Raw genomic sequence first — 23,429 nt, 5'->3', positions numbered from 1 at the left:
CTTCGATAAGAGTAGGGCGTGCAGTGTCTGCTTTGGCTGCTTCAAGGGCTGCGTGGAGTCCGTCGAGGTCGTTGTCCCCGTCTTCTACTCGAAGAACTTGCCAGCCATAGCTTTCGTAGCGCTGGCCAACATTTTCAGTGAAGGAAAGTGAGGTTGGTCCATCGAGAGAAATGTCATTGGAGTCATAAAGCATGACCAATTTGCCAAGACCAAGGTGTCCTGCCAAAGAAGCAGCTTCAGCACTGATTCCTTCCATTAAATCACCGTCACCACAGAGAATATAAGTATGGTGATCGACGATATCGTATCCAGGGCGGTTGAATTGGTGAGCCATGTGACGCTCCGCCATAGCCATACCTACGCCATTGGCGCAGCCCTGACCCAACGGTCCAGTTGTGCACTCAACGCCGGGGGTTACAAATGACTCGGGATGGCCTGCTGTCTTGCTGCCCCATTGGCGGAAGTTCTTCACGTCGTCCATAGAGAGGTCGTAGCCCGTGAGGTGAAGCAAAGAGTAAAGAAGCATGCTGCCGTGACCGGCAGAGAGTACGAATCGGTCGCGGTTTGCCCACTGCGGGTCTTTGGGGTTGTGCTTCAAGAAATTTTGCCAAAGCACATAGGCCATTGGAGCTGCGCCCATCGGTAATCCGGGGTGCCCTGAGTTGGCACGCTGAATTGCATCAATGGAAAGTGTACGGATGGTATTGATACAGAGTTTATCGTTGTCAGTGTAACCCATGGTGGCCTCTTTCAATGACAGGAGTTGAGTGGGTACGCGCTTCTAAATACGCACCCTTCAAGCATCGGCTTATCTCAGAGCAGGTCTCTTCAGCAACGCCCATCTGCCCAAATTCATAGGTCTTTTTACCTGTCGGGATGCTTGAGATCGCAGAGAGAGTCACCGCGTTCAGGCCACTAAGGTTTCGTGGTCACGATCGTGCTTTCTCAGCCACTCAAGCCGCACTATAGTGATTGACAGCAACGCCAGGGTCCGCCATATCAGGCTCAAAGTTTCCACGGGCAGCCCATCTGACCCGCTCATTAGAATGAAAAGGCTTTAAAATGCAGATCAACGTCCCTTCAACGATTCCTTTTGCTCGAGAAGATGTATTTGCAGCCTATCGTGATGATCTGGCCTCCTTGGTTCAGTACCTTCCAAATATCTCTAAAATCGAGACGGTTAGCCGCGATGAGCCGGAAGACGGTATCGTGACGCTCGAGAACCATTGGTACGCTGAAGCCAATATTCCTAAGGTAGCACAGGCATTTATCAAACCCGACATGCTTAAGTGGATTGACTATGCTCGTTGGAACAAGAACGACTCGACCTGTGAATGGCGCATCGAGACATTTTTTATGCGCGAGGCGGTGAGCTGCAGCGGTAAAAATTACTTTAAAGTACAAGGTGACAAGGCCACCGGATTGACCATCACGGGCGATTTAAACCTCAACATGAAGGCGGTTCCTGGCGTGCCACGGTTACTGGCCGGAACAGTAAAGCCGCAGCTGGAAAAATTTATCGTGGCTTTGATTACCCCCAATTTTCATACGATCAATGAGGGTATCGTTTCGTTTCTGAAGTCTAAGGGCTAATCCTGTGTCTGCCGCGCTACCACGTGCAACAGCTTCTGTTGCCTTTCCATTTCCGATACCGACAATGTTTGCTCCGATGGAAGGGGTTACGACCCCTCTCTTACGTGAAGAGGTGGGCAGGCTTGGTGGTCTAGGAGTCGCGTGTACTGAGTTTATTCGGATATCTTCTGAGGTGATTCGTCCCGAACATCTGCGCAAGCAGGTAATCAAGTCAAAACATTCCGCATTAAGTGTCCAGCTTATGGGCCGAGGCTCTGACTGGATGGCCGGAGCTGCTGAAGTGTTGAGTGAGGCGGGAGCCGATGTTGTGGATATCAACATGGGTTGTCCCACGCGCCGTGCGGTCAAAGGTGGTGTCGGCGCAGCGATGCTCAAGGATCCTGTTTTGCTCGAAGACGTATTGTCCTCGATGCGAGAAAAGGTGACCGGGGTGTTGTCTGCAAAAATCCGTGCAGGTTTTGATAATCCCGACCAAGTGGTGATGATTGCGCAAACGGTGCAACGGGCAGGAGCTGACTTCATTGCGGTGCACCCACGTTGTGGATCCGACCATTACAAAGGCGTCGCCGATTGGCGCATTGTTAAACACTTAAAAGAGGGACTGGATATTCCAGTCGTAGGCAATGGTGATTGCTGGTACGCCGCGGATGCCTTGAGGCTGGAAGCCATGACCGGTTGTGATGGCGTGATGGTGGGTCGGCCGGTTTTACGCAATCCATGGATTTTTCGGCAGATTCAAGATTTACGTTCTGGTGTTACGCCTTTTAGGCCGGATGGGGATGACCTCTTCGGCTTCTTTGAACGCTTGGCTCGTGGTTATCATGCTTCTCTACCCGAGATTAGAGCGGTTGGTAAGCTCAAAGAGTTTGCTCGTTATTTAACAAGCTCGTTGCAAGATGAGAAAAGCCTAACCAAGCAAGCCCTACGTAGCCAAAGTTTTGATGAACTTTTGAAAGTGTTGGATAGCGGTCTATGCGGATTACCCCAAGAAGCATTTGATTTAGGGGCCACCAGCGACTCTCCCAGTAAACGTTCGGCCGCTGATAGCCTGGAGGCATCGCTGGCCACCGCCAGTTTAGCGTAGGAGAGCAACCAAGTCGTCACGGCTTAGAGATGCTGCTGCATTGCCTCCGCCGATGGCTGCTTGTGAGAGTGCTCGCTTTTTCTCTTGAAGCTCTAGGATTTTCTCTTCCACTGTATCTTTGGCAACCATGCGATGAACAAGAACTGGGTTTTCTTGTCCGATTCGGTGGGCACGGTCTGCTGCTTGGTCTTCAACCGCGGGGTTCCACCAGGGGTCTAATAGAAATACCTGATCGGCGGCGGTAAGGTTAAGGCCCGTACCACCGGCTTTGAGGCTTAAGAGCATAATGGGTGGACCGTCTGGAGCTTGAAATTCTTGGACGACCTCTTCGCGATTTCGTGTGGATCCGTCGAGTCGGCAGTAATTCATATTGCGCTCAGTGAGCTCTGGGCCCACCAAGTCGAGAAGCCCTGTCCACTGAGAGAAAACCAGACATTTATGTTGGTTCTGAAGTGCTTGTTCCAAAGTGCGAATAAGTAGAGTCACCTTAGATGAGTTTGGAGCATTCTGACCGGGGATAAGCCCTCGGTGGCAGGAAGCTTGTCGTAGCCGCAGCAGTGCTTCAAGTGCTTCCATGACACTTGCGCCCATTTCGAGCTTTTCTAAAAGCTCTTGCTGGGTTGCCGCTCGAATAGCATCGTAGGTAATGCGTTCGTCTTCATCAAGCTGGCAGTGGAGTACGGTATCGGTTCGTGGTGGAAGCTCTTTCGCCACGTCTCGTTTGTGGCGTCTTAAAATGAATGGGCGAATCCGTTCCTGTAGATGTTTGGTGACAACTTCGTCACCTTGCTCCATCGGTTTAGCGTATCGTTTTCGGAAGTCAGTAAGCCCGCCCAGTAGCCCCGGGTTGATGAAATTAAATTGGCTCCAAAGTTCACTTAGCCGGTTCTCGACGGGCGTCCCACTGAGTGTCATACGAAATTGCCCATTGAGCCTAAAGGCCGCTTGAGCCACTTGGCTGGCGGGGTTTTTGATAAACTGAGATTCGTCGAGGACGATGGTTTGGAATGGAATGCTTTCAAGCTGCTCAATATCAAGACGCATGATAGCGTAGGAGGTGAGCGTTACATCAGCGTCAGCATCCAGTAAACGCCTGGGGCCGTGGTAGAGACTTACCTTTAAGCCTGGACGAAAACGTTCGATCTCATTTTTCCAATTGAACAAGACACTTGTTGGCGCAACCACTAAGCTTCTGCCTTGAATAGAGGTAAGAGCTTGGAGTGTTTTACCGAGCCCCATATCATCGGCAAGCATGGCACCCAGTTCCGCATCTCTTAAAAAGCATAACCAGTTCACTCCTGTGCGTTGGTACGAACGGAGATCTGCTTGGAGCTCTTTAGGCAATGTAGCCTGCGGTAAGCCGTCGAAATTATTGACTAGATTTTCTAGATCTTTGAAGTCCATGGGTGGCACTTCGTCCATCGCTTCATAGATTCGCGCAAGATCCGGCAATAAAGCCTTGGGTAATTTCGTATGGTCATCACAGGCGACGATAAGATCTTGAAGTGCTCGGCCATGCTCAGATAGCCAGCTGGCGGGGATAGGGGCGAACCCACCACCTTCGAGTCCAATCATCGAGTCACCGCGCTGCCAGGCTTCAACCACATCTTGTGCCGAAACTTGAGAAGCAATGCTTTGCCCGTCTTTACGTGCGCCCCGAGAACGAAATGAAATCCCTAAAGCGGATTCGCCTTCTTCGGCGATGGGTTCCAGCATAGGTGCTTTGAAAAAGTTATCGTGACCAGCGCCTACAATATGAGATCCGAAAGCCTCAAGCTTTTCTGAGAAATCTACTGCCTCGGCGCCGGTGAAGCGTTCTCTTACCCCAGGCTTAAGCACGAGCTTATTGGCGAGATTTTGACGCAGTTGTTGCTCTTGGCCTTCATTGCGAATCGGCAAAGAACCTCGAATATGTGTAAGAGAGTCTCCATCAAGCCTAGCACAAACAGGGTCACCATAAACAATGCTTGCAAGTGCGAACAATGAATCACCTTCGGAATCGGTTTGGATCTGAATCCGTGCGGCCATGGTGGTGAGCTGTGGCAGGCGTTTGGTTTGAACAATCACCGGCATTATTTTTTTTAGCTTAGGTAAAAGCTGACTGACGAGAGAGCCAATTTGCTGACTGCGAAAAACTTTTCCTTCTTTGAGTTCACGCATTTCCAAGGCTGGGATGTTGGGGTTGATTAAAGCATGCACTGTTGTTGCCGTCGTCAGCATAATGCCCGAAACGAGTTCAGTAATATCGGAATCTTTTTTCAAAGTGACCATGAAGTCGGGGCCGCGGTCTTGAACGACTGCGCGAAGGCCACATTGGGGTCGTCCCACTTTGAGACTTTTCCCTTCGAATTGGACATGTTCACAATTTTCCAGAACTTTAAAAAGCCTTGTTAGTTGCGTGTTGTTGTGGGCCTCGTAACCTCGGCCGCCGGTCATTCGTTCGACCTCAAGATCATCGGGGGTAATAACGAGTTGTCCGGTTGCCTGGATACTTTTGGCTAAGAGTGTCAGGCTGGCGCCGATGGGGCGGGAGGTCTTTCCTATGACGGCATGGCGCGCTAAATGAACCGCATGCTTTGCTCGTTTGAGTTCGTAAGAGACATAACCGGAAGCGCTGGCGTTAGCCCGTAGGTCACGGCCCTGCTTTTTGGCTTGTCGCAGTGCAATCACTGCGGCTGCTACCAGTGGCATCGCAGCATCTTGTTTGGTGGCGTCGCAACTCCAGTCTTCATCTTCAGGGTATAGAGTGACGAGCGCGCTGCTTAGTCCACCTTTTAGAGTCACGCGCAATTCTATCTCAGTTTTTGATTGCTTCAGCAGAGTGACCGCATCCTGACGGCTCAACTGAACGCCAGCGGACCACTCCTGGGCCGTACACTCTTCTCTGACTGCTGTGAAAAGCTCTTCCATGCGCCGCCATGTAGGACATGGTTATGTATGTGGCAATAGAGTGAGGGGATGAACTGCTTAATCTTCGTCGAGCGCTTCGTCCACAGATCCAAAGATTTGAACTGTAACGCCACTGCTGGAATTTTGAACGGCTTTCCACATGTCTTTACCGCCTACTAAGCGAATGCCAAGATCCTCTTCGGCACAATACTCTATAGCGGTCTGTGCGAGGATGAGTCGAAGAGGGGACTCCGGCAGCTCTGAACAGTCGAGCACCACATCTTCGTAGCCTTCATTGCTGAGATCCTGAAGGATCAGACCTATCTTTTCAGCGAGATGGGAGTAATAGCGCTCGACGGTTGCGTGAAACCCGTCGTAGGGCAAAGGTGTGAGTAATCCTTCGTCAACATCGAGAATATCTTCCAGCTCAAAATGGTAATAACCAATTAAGCCCAGGAGGTAATCAATCGCGCCGGTCTCAATTGGCTTCGAGAGGAATCCATCAAAGCCATCTGACCAGGCCTGCTCAGCCGGCTGCGACTGGCTTTCGGAATAGAGTGCAAAGACAATCGCTTCGGCTTGATTTTCCCGAACAAGTGCCGCGGTCTCAGGTGCTCCACTTTCAAATTCATCATCAACAATGATGGTTCGAAAACGGTGCCGGGCAGACGCCTCTGTTGCCGTGCGCATGGATGTCGCGAATTCTATTTTGATGGGTTGCGGTAAGAGCTCACGAAGCTTGGTTGACGCCGCTTCGTCAGTACTTACAAGCATCATCGTTCCCCAGTGCGCGGATACAGCCTCGGTGTTGCCGGCCCCGGCGATATCTGTGATGACTTCGTGCAAGACATTAATATCAACAGGCTTATGTAGGTACTGAAGAGCACCTAAGTCCATACAGGCCTTGATTCGATTGATGTCACGTTTTCCTGAAAGTAGGACAACCGGAAGCTCAGGCCGACTTCGTTTAAGCTCGGAGAGAAGTTCGGGGCCGTCCATCACTGGCATGTGAATATCCAGCAGAATAATCTCGACCTCGTTCTCTGCTAGGATGTCGAGTGCTGCTTTACCGTGCTCGGCTTCAAAGACTTCATGCCCTCGGTCACGCAGCGCTGATGAAAGGATAGCGCGCGTCGTCGGGTTGTCTTCCACTGTTAGCACATTTGGCATTCGACAATTAAACTCCGTCGAGGGTACTGGTCCTAAAAAGTATACTCTTCCTGGGAAGCTGGAGCCATAAGTTATTCTTGGCCAACTCTTCAGCGGTTGCTTTGGAACCACTTCTCAAGTCGGTGAATGGCTTCGTTGATGTCATTCTCGCTGGCCGCATAGCTAAAACGGAGTTTGCCTTCGGCAATTTCTCCAAAATCTTTGCCTGGACCTACCGCAACACCTGCCTCATCGAGGATTCTGAATGCTAGATCCAGTGATGATATCGAGCCTAAACCCGGGTCAGCGAGGATATAGAAGGCTCCCACAGGGTCGACCGGTATTTTCATTCCCATTGCTCTTAAGCCTCCCAAGAGAATTTTTCGTCTTTTCTCGTAGGTTTGACGCATCATTTCTAAATGCTTCTGTCCAAATTTGAGGGCGGCAATAGCGCCGGCTTGGGGAAAGTGTGCCGCCGATATGTGGAGGTTTTGTTGCATGGTCTGTAGCGGGCGGATGGCTTTTTCGGGAGCGATGACGTAACCCAGCCTAAACCCGGTCATTGCGTAACGCTTTGAAAAGCCGTCAAAAATGAAGACATCGTCTTTATATTGGAGTGGTGAGGTTGCCGTGACGCCATCGAAAACAAGGCCGTCGTAAATCTCGTCAGATAAAAGCGGGATATCGAGTTCAGCGAGGGCTTTCATGACCTCCGGGGGTTGAACCGCGCCGGTGGGGTTTGCTGGAGACGCTAATAAGATCCCGCGAGTTCGGGGAGAAATGGCATCGCGAACTCTTTGAACGTCCAGTTTGTAGCCGTCTTCAGGAGCTGTTTCGACAAGAACGGGGATCGCACCGCAGAGCCGAACCATATTGGGGTAACAAGCGTAATGAGGTGTGGGGATAATCAGCTCGTCGCCTGGTTCTAACAAGAGGTGCATGACCATGGAGAGTGCTGGAGATGTACCACTGGTGACGATGATCTGATTTGGGCTGACGCGTTTACCGCGGCGTTGCCAGCAATCCTCGGCGATTGCCTCTCTAAGCTCCGTAAGTCCGCGGCTGTCGGTGTAGTGGGTCATATGTGCGTCTAAGGCGCCATGGGTAGCTTCCAAGACCTGAGGTGGAGGATCAAAGTTAGGCTCACCGACCCCTAACTGCACAATTGAGCGTCCCGACTCCTTTAGAGCCATGCCACGTTCCATGATCTCCATCGCAAGAAAGGGGACAAGATCTTGGGCATTTTTGGAAAACTTCATCATCATATCTCCACAATAGGCGAGTTTCAGTGAACACTTGTTGGGAGTAGGGGTCAAACATTTCGCTGCCTCAACTTCGTGGAAGGTTGGATTGGAGCAAACCTCGTTTCGTTGCTAGACTGTGTGGAGCATGGTTTTAAAAAGAGTGAAAGCAGGCCGGGTCGAAGAGCCACCGGAGAAGAAGAGTGGAGAGGTTGTTAAAGACCGCCCACGGATTCTTTATGTAGAAGACAACAGTATGAACTGGGAGATCACGTCACTGGAGCTTAGGCGTGAATACGAGCTAGATTGGGCTCAGGACAGCCGTACTGTTTATCAAAAGTTAAAGCAGAAAACCTACGACCTCATTTTAATGGATATTGAGCTTTCGGGTTCAGATCTTAACGGGGTTCAGATCACCCGTTGTTTACGAGGACAAGTTGTTGATAACCCGTTCGATTATATGAAGGGTTTAAAGTCAGTCGATACACCCATCCTCTTTTTAACTGCTTATACTGCAAAGTATGATTCTGAAAGCTTGGCTTATACGGGTGCCGACGGTGTCTTGACCAAGCCTGTCGACTTTCAGCAGCTGCAAAAGTCGATGATGCAATTGATTCATTCGAAGCGGATCATCGCCGACCGCGCCATTGAGCAGGTAAAGCAAACTGAGCGGGTCGCGTCGGCCAAAATCGAAGAAGAAGTTAAGCGGCGTGAGTTACTTGAGGAACCTGTAGGAGAGCTTGAAGGGCGCTTGGCTGAGCTGAACCGAAAGCTTGAATTTGCTCAAGAACAGTTGGTGCATGGGGAGCAGCTGGCTACCTTTGGGTCCATGATCGCTGGAATAGCTCACGAGTTGAATTCACCCACTTCCGCGATTGAGTTTGCTGTGGGGGGATTGTCAGAAAAGCATGTGTTGATTGAACGAGCGATTATGGCTCTTTTTGATGAGTCACCTCAGGCGCTTGAGCTGAAGGCGCGCTTTGAGCAGATGTTTCACGACGCCAAAGAGTCACTGGATATTATGACTGTATCGTCGGGTCGTATGCTCGAGTATTGCAACGCATTGCAGACCAATGCCCGGTTCGACACCAGTGTGGTGGCGGGGGTTGATTTGAACGAAGTGGTGCAACAGTCGTTGCTCATCTCAAGAGCGAAGACCAAGCCTTACCATATCGACTTCAAACCGGCGGCCATTTCTCCTTTAACCTGTAAGCGCAATCACCTGGGACAAGTCGTCATCAATTTGTTGAGCAATGCGGCGGATGCAATGGCCGAAAAATTTGTAAGTGGTAAGGATACTCAAACAGGTGGGACGATCAGAATTCGACTGGAAGATAAAGCGAACCTAGGTGAAGCCGGAATCTTGCTGAGCATCGAAGACAATGGTTATGGGGTAAAGCCTGAACTGCACGAGAGTATCTTTGAGGGTTACTTTACGACCAAGCGTCCTGGCGCAGGGACCGGTCTGGGTCTGGCCATCAGCCAACAGATCGTTGTAAGCCATCTCGGTAAAATCTGGGTCGAATCAAGCCCTGAATTGGGTGGTGCTCGGTTTTGTGTATGGTTGCCGGTTGCCCGGTAACTTTAGAAGTCTTATCAGAAGTGCTCTTTGAAAGCTTTTTCTTCATCTCTTATTGAGACAGCATAGAAAAAAGCAAAAGACAGCCATATGGGTCCCAGTAAGAATCCGCCAATCGCTATCCATACGCCCGCGAGCAAAATGAGATTTGCAAGGTAGATTGGGTGTGCAAAGACCCGATAGGGCCCGGCCTTAATTCTCTCATGAGGAATGACACCTGCATGGCAAGGGGCATAATTGTTACCCAGTGTTCGTAAACTTTTATTCAGTAAAATAATGCCAATCGCGCAGAGGATACTACCAAGGATTAAATTTGTTCTCTCGATGGGAATTGTGAGGAATGGGGTAGCGATAATTCTGACGAGTACCAACCCATAGAGGAAGCGAACAGCTGGTTTAAATAAGCGAGTAGCGCCGGAAGTTTTATAGACGGGGCGAGCGGCAGCTTGCTCTTTTTTTTCATCTTTAAAATGAATTTTGTAGATGAGCTGATTGGTTAACCAGTAAAAGAGGCAAACGGCCGTAGCCAACAAGTCTAGTTTTACCATCTCAGGGCATCCTGGTTATGAGGTCTTTCAGATCAACATTTCCACCGCTGATGATGATTCCTATTTTGGGTGCTTTGGGTAGGCTCCCGTTGAGAAGGCATGCCAAGGGAACTGCAGACGAAGGTTCGATCAGTTGCTTCATTCTTAAATGAACCAGTGATGTAGCTTCAAGTAGTTCTTTGTCCGATGTGAGCCCGATGTCTTTGACTTTCGCACGAATGATTTCGAAGTTACGCACACCCACACAAGTTCTCAGACCATCGGCCACGGTATCAGGGGTTTGACTCTCGACACGAACTCCTGTGGTGAATCCTTGGTGAGCATCACTGGCCCCGTGGGGTTCGCTTCCGTAAACAGGGATGCGTCCGTGAAGAGCTGTCGCAGTTCCCGACAAGAGCCCTCCGCCACCCACAGGTGTTACGACCATATCGAGATTGGGTACTTGTTCTTCAAGCTCGAGTGCAGCGGTTCCAGCGCCACAAATGATACGATGGTCATCGAACGGGTGGATAAGGACCATGCCTGTTCGCTCAATCTCGTCGGCGCAGGTTTGTTCGCGAGAAGCTTGTGAGTTCTCACATTCGATGACTCTCGCGCCGTAGCCTTGTGTGGCTGTTTTCTTAAGCGGATTGGAACCTTTTGGCATAACAATCGTAGCCTTGATGCCAAATCGCTTTGCCGACAAGGCGACCGCTTGAGCGTGGTTACCTGATGAGTGCGTGATTACACCCCGTTGTTTTTCCTCTTCAGTGAGGAGCCGCATAACGTGGCTTGCCCCGCGATATTTGAAGGCTCCCCCGGCTTGAAGGTGCTCGCATTTGAAGTAAACTTCGGCGCCTACCAGAGAATTGATGAATCTTGACTGCATCACGGGCGTACGGTGAACGGCATCGGAAATGAGAGAGTAGGCGCGTTCGATGTCTTCGCGAGTTGGTAAAGTCTCCGGATTCCCGGGACTTGACGCTAATTTCGGGGCGGTTGTCATGGTGCTCATAAAAGTGTCTCCCAATTGCTATGTAACGCTCTTGGTAACCGGCGACAAGGTCTGTTCTTTTTGTGTTTTCAACTCCCTTAGGGACTGCTAAACGCTCGATTATGTTGAAGCTTCGCTATGATACGCCGTTGGAATGGGTTCGAATTGTTGAGAACAATATGAACAAATTCCTTAAGGATCACGCACACAGTGAGAGAAAGGTGGCGGCAGCTGCGCTCACTTTGGTGGCGCACCAGCCTCAGCGCCCTGAGCTTGTTAATGCTTTGGTAGACCTTGCCCGCGAGGAACTGTCTCATTTTAAAGAGGTTCTTAACCGGCTTGAGGAGCAGGGGCAGTGGCTGACGAAGGATGAGCCAGATGCTTATATGACTGCCTTGCATAAGATGATTCGCCGCGGTGATACAGATCATTATTTCCTCGACCGTCTCCTGGTCTTTGGCCTGGTTGAGGCACGAGGGTGTGAGCGCTTCTATTTACTTGGGAAGTATCTGCCCGAGGGAGCTTGGAAGGATTTCTATGCGGGGCTCGCCAAGGCCGAAGCCCGACACCACGGTCTTTTCTTGAGACTTGCGCGCAGCTATTTCTCCGAAGAAGTGGTTATGGCGCGTGTAGATGAGCTTTTGGACAGTGAGGCTAAATTGGTTGAGTCTCTTCCTCTGCGAGCTGCCCTTCACTAGGCCGCTTCGTCACTGAGCCGTTTGGCGATAGGCTTTTAGCTCTGAGCGAAGCGCTGTTTAAAGCAGTTCGTGTAGACAGTGAGCGCTCGGTCATCAAGGGCTTTGAAGGCACACCAGTGATGCCTGAAAAACAAGTTGATAATTCAGTGTTAGGCTTAATCTCGATCGTCATACTGATTGTTTAGAGGTAGGCAGACCGCCGACAAATATTGATTGAAGCAGGTGCCACTGTCTACGTTGAAAAAACATTTATCACTCGCGAACTTAAAGCCATTCTCGAAGGACAGATCGCGGTTTCGTGATGAGCTTTGGCGCTCACGAGAATTTTACGTGAAAAAAAGAGCGTACTTTGGAATCCGGTATTCCCGGTAAACTATGAGAGCTGACCGGAATCAAAATCATTGGTTGATGACTTCAATCGCAGCACTTGTTAACCTGGACGTGGAGGCTTGTAAAACTATGTTGATGTCTTGGGGAGGCCGCGAGCGGCGAGAAGTTGAACGTTGTAGGATCGATATCCCTTGTAAATTACAAGTTGCAGGAAACACTTGGACAGGCATGACTCGAGACATCAGTCTCCGAGGAGCTTCGTTTAAGCCGGGTAATCAAAAGCCGGTTCCAGAATCCTACATCTTAAAGAGTGTTTGTTTCGAGCTCATGTTGCCGACTCAGTCGTTGAAAGCTGACTGCGAAATAACCCGGGTTGTTGGTGGTAAGATCGGCTTAAAGTTTTTGGGTTTTCAGCAATTAAATGGCGAGGCGATTCTCATCGATTTTTTAGAGAGTCAGTTGAGTAAAGTTGTTTAACTCAGTCCCAGGTCCAAGTCTCTTTTGAAATTTTTGTCCGCGCGTTGAGGAATCTTGGGTAACCAGATGATGAACTGGCTGCCTTGGCCGAGTTGTGTTTCCAAGCCGATGTGTCCGCCATGCAACCTTGTGACCCATTGAACCATATGTAGCCCCAGACCCGCGGCATTTGTTTCGGTTTGAGTTGTGAAGAACGGATCAAAAATACGTTGAGCAAGCTCGGGTGCTATACCCGGACCATCGTCACTGACAACAATAGAAACTCCGCCGTCCTCGCTCTTGGTTGCCAGCGTTATATTCCCATCAGGACCGGCCGCACTGATTGCATTTCGGAGTAGGTGGTGAACACTCTCATCCACCTTTGAGCCAAATGCTTGAATACTGCCTGTGTATTCAAGAGAGAACTTAATATTGATATTCGAGTTCTCTTTTTTCTCGCTCTGCCAGGCAGCCATGAGAGCAACATTGGGTTCCCATACAGATAGCGCGAGTTCATCTGTTCCAAAGCGTATAAGCTCATCGATCAAGTTGGATATTTTCCCTGAACTTTGCTCAAGGATTTGGAGAATTTTAGAAGTTTTAGAGTCTTCTACAGGCTCTATGCTGGAGCGAAGATTGGGCAATCCATTAAGAACAACATTGAGAGGATTACGCAGTTCGTGAGCAAGGCCTGAGGCAAGCGCACCCATAGCGGAGGCTACGCGCTCTCGGGCAAGGTCTTGGGCGATAGCTTTAAGTCGCAGTTGAACTTCTATACGAGCCATCAGTGTATTTAGGTTGAATGGTTTCGTGATATAATCGTTTGCTCCGGCATCCATACTGCTTTCAATATTCTCATCCTCGCCTCTTGCAGTAAGCAAAATGCAGGGTAGTTCCGTCATCGAGTACGTCTCACGAATCTGTCGTAAAAGCTCAAACCCCGACAAGCCCGGCATCATTACGTCGGAGAGGACAAGGTCTGGTGAGCTTTTGTGAATGTACTCGAGTGCTGCTTGGTGAGAAGTTGCGCAAAATATAGTGTAGTAGGGCTCGAGTTGTTCTTTTAGATAGAGTCTGAGCTCATCATTATCTTCGACGATGAGAACACGCTCACGAGACGCGTTGGTCGGTGGGTAATATGCACCGGTGTCCTTGGCTTTGCCCGCCAAGATATTTTGAGTGGTCGTCAGTGCAGTGAAATTGTCGATGGGTGAGTGGTTTGGAGCTTCCTGAACCCTTGGAAAGCTGACGATAAACTTGGTTCCCTCTCGCTTTGAACTCTCAACTTTAATGCTGCCCTGGTGTAGCCGAACCAATTCATCCGCAAGAGACAGCCCGATACCAAAGCCCCCTCCTCGTTTGGTCGATGGGTTTTCGGATTGGACAAAACGGTTGAAAATATGGGGTAGGTCTTCTTTGGTTATTCCTGTGCCGGAATCGCGGACGACAAAAACACACTGGTCTGCTCGGACACGGATATGAACATCGATTTGGCCACCGGCATCAGAGTACTTGAAAGCATTGATGATTAAGTTGTTGAGAATGGTTTGAAGGTGCTGAGGGTCGATGTCTAGAGTTGCCGGAGAGGGGCTTCCGGAAAAGAGGAGTTCAATATTTTCTTCGTCAGCGAGGGGTTGATAACCGCTTAGAAGATAGCGGGTGAATGTCGTTGCATCCACGTGCCGGATACTCGCTGGAATCGCATCATGATCTAGCTGAGCAAGCGTTAAAATATCGTTGACTAAGGTCAGTAATTGTTGGGCTTGGCGCTTGAGGATATTGAGTTTGTCACGAGTGGCGGGTTTTAAGGACGCATTGTTTTTAAGAATCCCGTCCAGTGGTAACAAAATCATGGTGAGGGGAGTTTTGAGTTCGTGCGTGATATTGGCAAAAAAACGTGTCTTCGCGGCGTCAGTTTTCTGAAGTTTAGTCACGGTCGATTGAAGCTCTGAGGAGACGAGCTCAAGCTGCTTGGTTTTTTCGCTGAGAAGGTAACGTGAGTGAAACTCCTCTTTACGAAGTTTATATTCGTAGTGGCATGTCATTGTCGCAAGCGCACCCGCGAGAGCGATGAGGTAGGTGTGCTGAATCATCGTATCGTAGTCAATGTTTTCAAATAAGATGATACCCGGCACGCAATAAATAAACGGAGTAATGGCCCCGAGCGCAATCATGGCTTTGGGGGGCCAGCAGCTTAGGAATCCCGTGGTCAGTAAGACAATGATCGGTCCAAAATAAAGCTGATTGGAAAAAGAGCCAGTCGTGATGATGCCAACTTCGTTCATGAAGAGGATGCAGAGTGCCGCTGCCAAAATGGAATGATGGGCAAGGTGCTTTCTCGATGGCTCGAAAAAGAAGAAGAAGAGTAAGATTGCGATGAGCGTTGTGATGATACGCAAGGTCACGGTTTCGTGAATCAGATCCGGCGTATTGATCAGGTCACGCAATGAGCCCAGGGGAACCCAGATAAAAATCACCCAGTAACCGATTTTGGCGCGGCTGCTCTGGAGGTCAGACAAATACTCTTTGTATTTTTGTTCTAAGACCTCAGAGTTCGGCTCTTCAGAGCCTGCTCCCGGTTCACTATAATCCAATGTATTCACTTTTTACGTGACTCCCCGGTTCAATTATCCTCAATTCTCGGAGAAGTGGCAAGCTTTCTATCTACCTAAAATTACTAGATTAATATTCTACATAAATGTACGTAGTTGGTTTAGCCAACTCTAGACGAGCTTTTGGCCTTGAGGATTCAGTCTTGGGGCGCTCACGTCGGTAGATTGTGGTTAAACTTGAGTCGACGTTGGCGAAGCGTGCCGATCCTTCATGTGGCTGAGCAGGTCTTGAAGGCGGTGCTGGTAAGTATGCATCGACATGACCTTTTTGTGACCCGCTTCGATGATACCAAGGCGCTCGCTCTCATGTTTTAGGTAGTAGGCCGCTTTATCGCTGAGCTCGTCCGCAGAGCTGTAAGTAATGATCTCTTTTTCATTCTCAAAGTGTTCAAGTGCATCGGATTGAGCATCTGTAAGAATGAAGCCACCGGCGGCCGGAACATCAAACACTCTTTGATTGACCGCACTGCCCATTTGGAGACTCGTGGCGTTAAGGTTGATGCATGATTGCTCATAGACTTTACTTAAGGGCTCACCGTAGAGGATGTATCCCTGGAAATTCGATTTGGGCATGATGCCGGGCCAGTGTTTATCGCCGTAGATTGTGAGAGCGTTGGTGTCGAAGGGTCTTAAGAGACCGTTGCGGTATTTGGCGGTCGCCTCCCAGGTACTTGCTCCAAGAATGTCGGCCAGCTCCTGGTTGTTCAGTGATGGTGCCATTTTTTTGATAAGCTGTGTCGAGTCGAGGTGACGATTGGTGAGCAGGGCTTCGGTGAGTTCTACGACAATCTTTTGGTGCGCCGGAGCAATACGAGCATTCCACTTCTGACGGGCCGAGGTCATACTGTCACCGACAAAGCAAAAGTCGTGTTTAGTTTGGGTTTGTCGAGGTTTGAATACAGAAATATCACTGGCAAGTGGGAGGTAGTGGATATCCTCTAGCCCCATGGCTTTGAGCTTCGGAATGAGGTCTCTTTCCCACATGAATACAGTGGTCATCGACTCTGCAGGCAGTCCTTGCTTTCCCAGGACGAACTCGGGGCTATCAACGTACCAGGCGGCCACCGGAAGCTGTATCTCGTCTAAGATTTGACCAATTGTACCGGCCGCATCAAAACCGATGTGATTGATTGTAAGAAGCATATCAGGCTTGAACTGAATAAATGTTTCAATCAGTTTCCTGACGAGCTCGCCGGCGGTTTCTGGGACTTCTAAGTAAAGAACTTTATGACCCAAGGCCTCGAGTGCACGTTGGCTTTCGCGCTGTAGATGATATTTTTTACCTGGAATAAGCACACGAAGTGACTCGGTCTTGAACTTTGAATAGCTCAATTGCTCTTTGATTTTTGATCCAGGACCGAAAATAGTTTTCATCGAGACATTTCCTTAACACGCACAGATAAACCTGAAGAGACGCTTGAGCTTTAAAAGGGTACTCGCTCAAATCCAGGATGAACCGATTTCAGTGATAATCGAGAATGTCTTAAGTTTTACAAAAAGTGAAGCTTTTTGGCAGTTCGCACCTTCGATGCCTTCAGTGGCAGGAACCCCTGATGAGTTTATTTGGGCGGAGTGTGCTGTAGAAGCTTGAGCAGTTGCTTCGTAAATCGGCGGGTCGCCACCTGAAGCGTCCGTTCATACGAATCGAGTAAAGCGGTGTTGTACCATTTTGAAGTGGAACTTGTCTCAAAGGCGACAAGCTCTTTGAGCTGGGCTTCGCTGAAATCTCGATAGGCAAAACTTGCCGTGAGGAGCATGCCTTTATGCATCGCTTTTACAACCGAGCGCATCGATTTACGCAGGTCGGAGGAACTGCTCTTGTGCGGGGTTTGTCCGGCCAATTGCTTCTGGTGCTCTAGCTCTTGGAAAATAGTTTCAATCGGAGTGATGAGAGTAATGGATGCAAATTTTGTAGAGCCAGATGCCGTGAGGAGTTTAGCCATGTATGCGAGGCGTTTTTTAGTCGGCTTCGGACCTTGGACGAAGATTTTAAATTGGGGGTCCTCAGGATCGAATTGGTGCCCGGCCTCTCCATAGAGTTTACCAAGCGGGGTTTGGTAAAACTTAAGCACTTCGGTGGCCTTAGAGTTTTGAAATCTCAGAAGAAGTTGGCTCTGAAGCATCTTTTGGAGCCGTTTGGGTTGAAGATTTCTGTCGAGTAAGCGTTGAATCTTATTTTGATAGTCTAGGCCCGCATCCTTGAAACGGTCGTTAATCATCTCTTCAATAGGCATTTTTAAGGGAAGAGAGTCGAAGAGTTGGTCGGTATGGGTTGCAGCCCAAATGTCATTTAAAAGCGCTTCGTTGGGTGTTTGCGCTTGATGTCCAACTGGTACTTGAGTTGTAGATGCACAGCTGCTCAGGGAGACCAGGAGGGCCAGTAGCACTGCGGCAGGGGACCAATAAAAAGACCGCCCAAACCTTAAAAAGGGATGGACGGCCTTATTGATCTTCAAATTCGTTGAAGAAGGGCTCAATTGAGCGCCTTATCAATCATCTTAGAGATTGCAGCAACATCTGTAGGGTTGCCCACCCGTTCTCCATTCAAGAACATAGTTGGAGTACCACTGACTGATACTTTTTCACCAAGCTTCATGTCTGCATCAACAGCTGCAGCGTAAGTTTTGTTGGCCAACGCAGCATTGAATTTCTTCATGTTGAGCTTGAGGTTCTTCGCATACTTCTTGAGTGCGTCAGGACCCGTCTTGATCTCTTCTTGATTGGCAAAAAGCATATCGTGGTATTCCCAGAACTTGCCCTGAGCGTTTGCTGCCAATGAAGCTTGAGCTGCCAAGTGAGCTTCTTTGTGAAACGAGAGTGGGAAGTGGCGGAAAACAACGCGTACTTTATCGCCATACTTCTTCTTGAGTTCAGTGGTCGCCGTTGCTGTACGTGTGCAGTAGGGGCACTGAAAGTCAGAGAATTCTACGATGGTTACTTTGGCATCTTTGGCACCAAATGAAGCAACGTCACCGGCGGCCAGCTCAGCAGCGGCTTCAGGGCTAAGAGGCTTATTTTGTGCTTCCATGCGCTGGAGCTCAGCCAGTACCTGCTTGTACTGTCCAAGCATTTGTACACAGCGGTCTGGTGGGAACTGAGCGGTCTTTTCACGAACCATTGCACAAGTTTGGGTGTCCGGACCGAGGTCGGCACAAAGCTTTTCGATAAGCTCGGTGCATTTTTCGCCCATGGCGGCAATCTTCTCTTTAGTGCCGGCCATATCGTTGAAACCTGCCCAGCAAGCGGCTGCAGGCATGATGGCTGTGGTATCCTTGGCTGCTTTACAACCGGGAGATTGAGCGCCGAGCTCAGTACATAGCTTCTCGGCGTATTGCTCGCATGCATTTTCGGGAGCGGCAGGTGCTGCTGTGCCAGCAGGTTGGCAGGCCACGAGCCATGCACCGGCAAAAAGAGCCAAGTAAAGAGGGGTGCGTTTTGCGTGAGTAGTCACAATCGTTGTCCTTTCAATATCAGGCGTTGAAAATAGGCGTGCCTGATTGGGGGAGTCTTATAACCCCAGGGCCGGGCTATGGATAGGGGCTAACGCTGAACATTTACAATCCTTTCAAGGATGTCCAAAAGCTGAACGTGATTTAGGTAATGCGGAAGATTCTTAATTAAAAATAAGGGTTTAGAGGTCATGGTGGGATGCTTGCGGGAGGAGACTGCGACCGGGAGAAGACGGGCGCGCGACATGGCTCATGAAAAAAAGACACAACATGTGAAATCTCGTCCCGATAAGTAATTGGCAGGGCCAGTCATATCGCTGGGCCTGCTAATAAAAATAACAATAAGAATAAAATTTGGAGCCTCTAAGATGTCGTCTCTTTCTGCGATTTCACCTACTACTGCGTCAAGTCAGCCTGCTGTTTCAGTTCCCCCAGCAGATTCCTTTGTTTCCTCTGTTTCAGAAGTTGCGGCTCCTACCGGCGTCTCGGCCATCGCGCCCTCGGATGCGATGGTTCGGGCACCGCAAAATTCAGAATCTCTCGAGAAAGTTGAGCCAGGCTTCGTTTACCGAATGAAGCAGAAGTTCTGGGCAAACGTCGTAGCCTACGTTTTCAAGTCGGCCACGATTCAGCGTATCGAGGCGCCGGTGAATGAGAAGCTGCCTATGATTCGGTTTTCAGATAAATTTCCAGGTATCGATATCCCCAATATTTATACAACCGATGGGGTCCCGGCGGCGGAAGAATCGAAAGCCAAGCAATATCTTTTTGCTATGATTCGATGGCTCTCAAGTAGTTTCTCTCTTCATGCAGATGGATTACCGCAAGTTTCAGCAAATCACGATGCGGTCATAGAAGAAGCATTCCCTGCTGCATACCGGGAGCTGTTGCCGGTACCCGTGGTGCCACCTGAGATCAGTGCCAGGCCAGATGATGTCTTGGGGACGTTGGCGCTCTCTGGTCCCTTTGCTGGTTACATCGAAAAAAATGATTCGAAGCCGAATGAGTATTTTATCGACATGTCTTCATTGGAGGGTGTACCGGTGCGTGAAGGGTTATCGCCCTTAGGTTGTAAGGCCTACTTTAGTTATTCCCCGTCTCAAAAGCGTATGAACACAACTCATATTGAGTACCAGGGAAGGGTTGTTACACCTCAAAGTGATGACTGGGAGCAGGTTCAGAAAATCGCACTTTGTTCGCTTTCAACCGACATGACGATGATTCGTCACTTGGCCAACACGCATCTCTTGGTGAGTGGAACGTTTGCCGGCGTGACCACAAATAATCTAGATGCTGACCATCCGATCCGTCGATTGTTGCACCCTCACTATCACCTCACTTTGTCGACGAATAACTATAAGGTGCCAAACTTAATCATGAGTGATTCATCTTCGTTGCCGAATATCTTTAGCTATGAGCGCAAAGAGATCTACAAGGTGATGAATGATTATGCGGGCTCGTTCGATATCTCACGCATGGATCCCAAGGCTGATGCAGCGCGCCGAGGCATGGCCGGTGCGATTGGAGTGGATGGTAAACCTGTAGAATATCCATACCTTGACAACGTTTCTGATATGCAAAATGTGATTGAAGACTACGTCCGTTCTTATATCGAGACTTACTACGATTCTGATGAAGCCATTGCGGCCGACCCCGAGATACAAAACTGGTTTAAGGACCTTGAGAAGTATATTCCAAATGGTGTCTCGGATTATTCTGGTGGATTGACTCGTGAGGGCGTAGCCAAACTATCTATGGTTTTGATTCAGACCGCAGCTGTTGAACACGAAAATGTTGGCAACATCACTTGGAATTACACAACGCTGCCTCAGTATATCCCGAGTGTTGTTCCTACCGATGGTAGCCGGCCCAGTGTGGATGCTTATCAGCGATATATTAATACATCGGTGCTCACCTTTGTCCCCCTAAACCGCTTGGTGGATGACCACGCGAATTTGGCTTTGGACCCAAAAGGGAAAGCATGCATGGATAATTTTAGAGCCGATTTAGGCGAGTTGCAGAAGAAGATGGATGCCAAGCCATTTAGTCATGGGGCACTTTACCCCGAAGCGATGGAGTGTTCTGTGAGCACTTAAGCAAAAATCCCCCACTGAACAGGGCATTGTTCAGTGGGGGAATCTTGGGGAGGGTATGATTGGAGGGCTTAGGCCCTCCTTTCTTGTGTCAGCTCATCAGAGCGTTGATTAGATTTCTGGTGTTTCGACTTCGGCGTCTTCAACATCGTCTTCGTCGTCGCAGTCGCCTTCATCGTCCATGAAGATAGACGCGAGTTCTTCGCAAGCATCTTCGTCACCATTGTCACAAGCATCTTCAAGTTCCTCTAAAGACTCGTCCCATTCTACGTCAGCGAAGTCATCTTCATCGGCGTCCGCTTCAGAGTGCTCAGGATGGTTTTCGTCCCATTCTCCTTCTTCCTCATCTTCGAAATCACCTTCTTCTGCTTGGTCTTCGTCGCAGGTATTTTCGTCATCGCCGAAGATCTCTGCGAGTGCGTCGCACGCTTCTTCGATGCCGTAGTCGCAGGCTTCTTCAAGTGCTTCGAGGTATTCTTCTTCATCATCGAAGTCATTGTCATTTTCATCATCGCACTCACAGGTGCAGCATGACTCTTCGTCATCCCAATCACCTTCTTCATCGTTGTCGAAGTCGTTTTCTTCATCGTCGTCGCAACCTTCTTCAGCGTCTTCGAAGTCATCCCATTCGCCTTCTTCTTCGCCGTCGAAGTCATTATCTTCGTCTTCGTCATCTACTTCTGGTGGACATGGGCACGCTTCTTCTTCCTCTGCTTCTTCTTCGCCCCATTCGTCGCCATCGAGTTCACCGTCATCATCGGAATCGGTATCCAGTGGATCCCAACCCGCATCGACTTCGTCGCCGTCAGAAATTCCGTCGTCATCGCTGTCAGCGTCATTGGGATCCGTGCCGAGTGCTTCTTCTTCTGAATCCGTGAGTCCGTCTTGGTCCGTATCCAGGGTTGAGAGGGACGCGACGTCACTGACCTGGTTGCCCAGGCCGTCCATCCCACAGGCACTGAGTGCTACTGCGAGTAAGAGTGTGGCCAAAAGGGCCAGAAATTGTTTGGTGGTATTCATGTTGTCTCCATTATGTCGGCAATACGCAAGTTATTGCGTATTTTTGTCACCTGGGTCTAAATCTGTCAATATAAAAAGTGCTTTCCGATGATCGAACTATTCAAGATGTTAAATTTGCTAACTTAATGTTGATGTTTTTGAACTTGCAGATTTTTGCGTGTCATGTGATGGTGTCCATATGCCAGATGACGGAAAGAACGGTTTTCTCAATTATAAGCACCGGGTGATTTACTCGTTGTTTAGGGCGGTGGCACGCATAGGTATGCGTTTATCCGTGCCTTTGGAGCCTATGCTGCGCCTTTTTCAGATGGCCTATTTTCACGAAGCCCGCAGTGAGAGGGGTTTGGGGCTAGGTGAGGTCGCTGACCTATTTGGCAAAAGTTTGCGTACTGTAAGCAGTCTTCATAATCGTTACCGAGGTGATTTTTTCGCTCCGGAGCAAGAGCTTGAACTCAGGCGAAAATTAGCAGGGGTTGTCGCATCTGGTCCTCGGACAGAGCTGGAATTACTGGGGGAATTCAGTGGCCACAAGCCAGTTGAATTGGCTGCGGCCATTGATGATCTGGTTCGAGAACGCCGTGTACTGCGTGATGGCGAGCTGTTGCGCCGCAACCCGGAAGATCACGATTTTTTCAGTGAGAGCGATATTGTTGCCCGAGTCGACGGTCTCAACCGTCAAATGGATATCGTGGCAGAAGCGGTGTGGCAGCGGTTTTTGGAAATTGATTCCACCAAGCCATCGATGGCCAGATCTTACGTATTTGCCGGAGATAAGGCTGAGTTTGAAGCCATGATGAATAAGGTCGCCGCGTATATCCGTGATCGAGCCATTGAAGTGGACGAAGCTGCATCGCAAACCGGTGAAACGGGCAGGCGAGCGATTACTTTTGCTGCAGCATCCTTGGAGGATAAGTCATGAGAATATTAACACAAGCACTTGGACTTTTCTTGGTGCTGAACATGGTGCTGGCTGGATGCGGCAAAGACTCGCCCTTAACCGGAACCGATTCAACGAGTATTGAGGTCACGGGATACCTAACGGAATCTTTGATTCATACAACGTCCACAGAGCCTCTCAATACTACAACACCTGTTGAAATTCGCATTGTGGGTATGCCCGGCGCGGCTACGAACATTGCGGAAGTAAAAGCGACGAACATTCGAAGCGGTGAGTCCCAAACTGCAACAGTTCAAGAGGGCGGTAGTTTCGAACTTAAGTTGATGGCGCTTAAGGCTGATACTCTCTCTCTTACACCGGTTGGCGTTGATTCCCAGGAATCCATCACGCTTGCTACCGAAGATATTCAAGAGTTTCCGTCTACCGAGGATAATGGGGTGCAGCTCGTTTATGCCATGGACTACTTTGATGAGTGTGAGCCTTTTGTTGAGGAGAATGATCCGGGTGAATGGGAAGATGAGCAAGATGAGCAGGGCGATTGGTCCCATAATACCTTCGATGAAGACTTTGACCCGGCTGAAGAAGAAGATTGTGAGTTTGTCTTAATACAAGTCACTCTTGATGAGCCTCTTGGTAACGGTCGGTTAATTATCTTAAACCTCGCTTTAGATATTATAGAACCACTTGAAAGCGAAGATGGGTTGGTTTGGTATGGCTCTATCAGGGCGTATCCTGAAGAAACTCTATGGCTGGTTCATGAGCGAGATGATGGTTCTTGGAGCACCTCTTACCTGGTCGAGGTTCCTTGATTGATTCA

General features: G+C 49.4%; 19 protein-coding genes. 8 read left to right on the top strand and 11 right to left on the bottom strand.

The window, feature by feature from the left end:
* Window positions 1-739: transketolase (locus tag HOK28_16850; protein MBT6434767.1), on the bottom strand; the 739-nt coding region annotated here is incomplete at its 3' end.
* 323 nt (window positions 740-1,062) lie between these two features.
* Here HOK28_16850 and HOK28_16845 point away from each other — a divergent pair.
* Window positions 1,063-1,593 (top strand): hypothetical protein, encoded by a 531-nt coding sequence (locus HOK28_16845; protein ID MBT6434766.1) that lies wholly within the window; start codon window positions 1,063-1,065, stop codon window positions 1,591-1,593.
* A gap of 4 nt (window positions 1,594-1,597) precedes the next feature.
* Complete coding sequence (locus HOK28_16840) at window positions 1,598-2,677, top strand: tRNA-dihydrouridine synthase family protein (protein ID MBT6434765.1); 1,080 nt, start codon at window positions 1,598-1,600, stop codon at window positions 2,675-2,677.
* On the opposite strand, the gene HOK28_16835 is transcribed toward HOK28_16840, so the two are convergent.
* From HOK28_16835 to HOK28_16825, 3 genes are all read right to left on the bottom strand, one after another.
* Window positions 2,669-5,587 (bottom strand): DEAD/DEAH box helicase, encoded by a 2,919-nt coding sequence (locus HOK28_16835; GenBank protein MBT6434764.1) that lies wholly within the window; start codon window positions 5,585-5,587, stop codon window positions 2,669-2,671. The two genes, HOK28_16840 and HOK28_16835, sit on opposite strands and share 9 nt — an antisense overlap.
* Before the next feature lie 57 nt (window positions 5,588-5,644).
* Entirely contained in the window at window positions 5,645-6,736 is a 1,092-nt protein-coding gene (locus HOK28_16830) for a response regulator (GenBank protein MBT6434763.1), read from the bottom strand.
* Between the two features lie 89 nt (window positions 6,737-6,825).
* Window positions 6,826-7,977, bottom strand: coding sequence for a pyridoxal phosphate-dependent aminotransferase (locus HOK28_16825; GenBank protein ID MBT6434762.1), 1,152 nt, complete (start codon window positions 7,975-7,977; stop codon window positions 6,826-6,828).
* A gap of 127 nt (window positions 7,978-8,104) precedes the next feature.
* Here HOK28_16825 and HOK28_16820 point away from each other — a divergent pair, with 127 nt between their 5' ends.
* A complete protein-coding gene (locus tag HOK28_16820; protein MBT6434761.1) occupies window positions 8,105-9,538 on the top strand; it encodes a response regulator in 1,434 nt (477 codons plus the stop codon).
* A 14-nt stretch (window positions 9,539-9,552) separates the two neighbouring features.
* Here HOK28_16820 and HOK28_16815 read toward each other — a convergent pair whose 3' ends face one another.
* On the bottom strand, window positions 9,553-10,083 hold the full coding sequence (locus HOK28_16815) for a hypothetical protein (GenBank protein MBT6434760.1): 531 nt from the start codon (window positions 10,081-10,083) through the stop codon (window positions 9,553-9,555).
* A 1-nt stretch (window position 10,084) separates the two neighbouring features.
* The gene (locus tag HOK28_16810) at window positions 10,085-11,068 is read right to left on the bottom strand and encodes a threonine/serine dehydratase (GenBank protein ID MBT6434759.1); all 984 of its coding nucleotides are present in this window, start codon (window positions 11,066-11,068) and stop codon (window positions 10,085-10,087) included.
* Window positions 11,069-11,178: 110 nt separating this feature from the next.
* On the opposite strand from HOK28_16810, the gene HOK28_16805 reads away from it, so the two are divergent.
* Window positions 11,179-11,754 (top strand): tRNA-(ms[2]io[6]A)-hydroxylase, encoded by a 576-nt coding sequence (locus HOK28_16805; protein MBT6434758.1) that lies wholly within the window; start codon window positions 11,179-11,181, stop codon window positions 11,752-11,754.
* Window positions 11,755-12,162: 408 nt separating this feature from the next.
* Window positions 12,163-12,561: a PilZ domain-containing protein gene (locus HOK28_16800; GenBank protein ID MBT6434757.1), complete on the top strand. Its 399-nt coding sequence runs from the start codon at window positions 12,163-12,165 to the stop codon at window positions 12,559-12,561.
* Here the strand turns inward: HOK28_16800 and HOK28_16795 are convergent.
* From HOK28_16795 to HOK28_16780, 4 genes are all read right to left on the bottom strand, one after another.
* Window positions 12,558-15,143 carry a response regulator gene (locus tag HOK28_16795; protein MBT6434756.1) on the bottom strand — a complete coding sequence of 862 codons (2,586 nt, stop codon included), beginning with the start codon at window positions 15,141-15,143 and terminating at the stop codon, window positions 12,558-12,560. The two genes, HOK28_16800 and HOK28_16795, sit on opposite strands and share 4 nt — an antisense overlap.
* A gap of 180 nt (window positions 15,144-15,323) precedes the next feature.
* Window positions 15,324-16,526 carry a glycosyltransferase gene (locus HOK28_16790; protein ID MBT6434755.1) on the bottom strand — a complete coding sequence of 401 codons (1,203 nt, stop codon included), beginning with the start codon at window positions 16,524-16,526 and terminating at the stop codon, window positions 15,324-15,326.
* A gap of 185 nt (window positions 16,527-16,711) precedes the next feature.
* Window positions 16,712-17,539, bottom strand: coding sequence for a hypothetical protein (locus HOK28_16785; GenBank protein ID MBT6434754.1), 828 nt, complete (start codon window positions 17,537-17,539; stop codon window positions 16,712-16,714).
* An 86-nt stretch (window positions 17,540-17,625) separates the two neighbouring features.
* Window positions 17,626-18,408 (bottom strand): thioredoxin domain-containing protein, encoded by a 783-nt coding sequence (locus HOK28_16780; GenBank protein MBT6434753.1) that lies wholly within the window; start codon window positions 18,406-18,408, stop codon window positions 17,626-17,628.
* Between the two features lie 561 nt (window positions 18,409-18,969).
* Between HOK28_16780 and HOK28_16775 the strand changes: the two genes are divergently transcribed.
* Window positions 18,970-20,697 (top strand): hypothetical protein, encoded by a 1,728-nt coding sequence (locus tag HOK28_16775; GenBank protein MBT6434752.1) that lies wholly within the window; start codon window positions 18,970-18,972, stop codon window positions 20,695-20,697.
* A gap of 108 nt (window positions 20,698-20,805) precedes the next feature.
* On the opposite strand, the gene HOK28_16770 is transcribed toward HOK28_16775, so the two are convergent.
* Window positions 20,806-21,714, bottom strand: coding sequence for a hypothetical protein (locus tag HOK28_16770; protein MBT6434751.1), 909 nt, complete (start codon window positions 21,712-21,714; stop codon window positions 20,806-20,808).
* Window positions 21,715-21,892: 178 nt separating this feature from the next.
* On the opposite strand from HOK28_16770, the gene HOK28_16765 reads away from it, so the two are divergent.
* Together HOK28_16765 and HOK28_16760 are read left to right on the top strand one after the other, a co-directional pair.
* Window positions 21,893-22,633, top strand: a complete 741-nt coding sequence (locus HOK28_16765) for a hypothetical protein (GenBank protein MBT6434750.1) — start codon at window positions 21,893-21,895, stop codon at window positions 22,631-22,633.
* Entirely contained in the window at window positions 22,630-23,421 is a 792-nt protein-coding gene (locus HOK28_16760) for a hypothetical protein (protein ID MBT6434749.1), read from the top strand. Before HOK28_16765 ends, HOK28_16760 begins: the two co-directional genes overlap by 4 nt.
* Window positions 23,422-23,429: the final 8 nt, after the last annotated feature.

Source organism: Deltaproteobacteria bacterium, from assembly GCA_018668695.1.
Lineage (GTDB): Bacteria > Myxococcota > XYA12-FULL-58-9 > XYA12-FULL-58-9 > JABJBS01 > JABJBS01.
The sequence above is the reverse complement of the archived record's forward strand: the minus strand, read 5'-3'. Positions and strand labels throughout refer to the sequence as shown.

What these genes read in the sequence shown, in the direction of transcription:
- HOK28_16770 (MBT6434751.1), bottom strand. Translation starts at nt 21,714, where the DNA reads ATGAATACCACCAAACAATTTCTGGCCCTTTTGGCCACACTCTTACTC.
- HOK28_16820 (MBT6434761.1), top strand. Translation starts at nt 8,105, where the DNA reads ATGGTTTTAAAAAGAGTGAAAGCAGGCCGGGTCGAAGAGCCACCGGAG.
- HOK28_16800 (MBT6434757.1), top strand. Translation starts at nt 12,163, where the DNA reads ATGACTTCAATCGCAGCACTTGTTAACCTGGACGTGGAGGCTTGTAAA.
- HOK28_16845 (MBT6434766.1), top strand. Translation starts at nt 1,063, where the DNA reads ATGCAGATCAACGTCCCTTCAACGATTCCTTTTGCTCGAGAAGATGTA.
- HOK28_16775 (MBT6434752.1), top strand. Translation starts at nt 18,970, where the DNA reads ATGTCGTCTCTTTCTGCGATTTCACCTACTACTGCGTCAAGTCAGCCT.
- HOK28_16780 (MBT6434753.1), bottom strand. Translation starts at nt 18,408, where the DNA reads ATGCCTGCAGCCGCTTGCTGGGCAGGTTTCAACGATATGGCCGGCACT.
- HOK28_16765 (MBT6434750.1), top strand. Translation starts at nt 21,893, where the DNA reads ATGCCAGATGACGGAAAGAACGGTTTTCTCAATTATAAGCACCGGGTG.
- HOK28_16835 (MBT6434764.1), bottom strand. Translation starts at nt 5,587, where the DNA reads ATGGAAGAGCTTTTCACAGCAGTCAGAGAAGAGTGTACGGCCCAGGAG.
- HOK28_16825 (MBT6434762.1), bottom strand. Translation starts at nt 7,977, where the DNA reads ATGATGAAGTTTTCCAAAAATGCCCAAGATCTTGTCCCCTTTCTTGCG.
- HOK28_16805 (MBT6434758.1), top strand. Translation starts at nt 11,179, where the DNA reads ATGTTGAAGCTTCGCTATGATACGCCGTTGGAATGGGTTCGAATTGTT.
- HOK28_16830 (MBT6434763.1), bottom strand. Translation starts at nt 6,736, where the DNA reads ATGCCAAATGTGCTAACAGTGGAAGACAACCCGACGACGCGCGCTATC.
- HOK28_16790 (MBT6434755.1), bottom strand. Translation starts at nt 16,526, where the DNA reads ATGAAAACTATTTTCGGTCCTGGATCAAAAATCAAAGAGCAATTGAGC.
- HOK28_16760 (MBT6434749.1), top strand. Translation starts at nt 22,630, where the DNA reads ATGAGAATATTAACACAAGCACTTGGACTTTTCTTGGTGCTGAACATG.
- HOK28_16815 (MBT6434760.1), bottom strand. Translation starts at nt 10,083, where the DNA reads ATGGTAAAACTAGACTTGTTGGCTACGGCCGTTTGCCTCTTTTACTGG.
- HOK28_16810 (MBT6434759.1), bottom strand. Translation starts at nt 11,068, where the DNA reads ATGACAACCGCCCCGAAATTAGCGTCAAGTCCCGGGAATCCGGAGACT.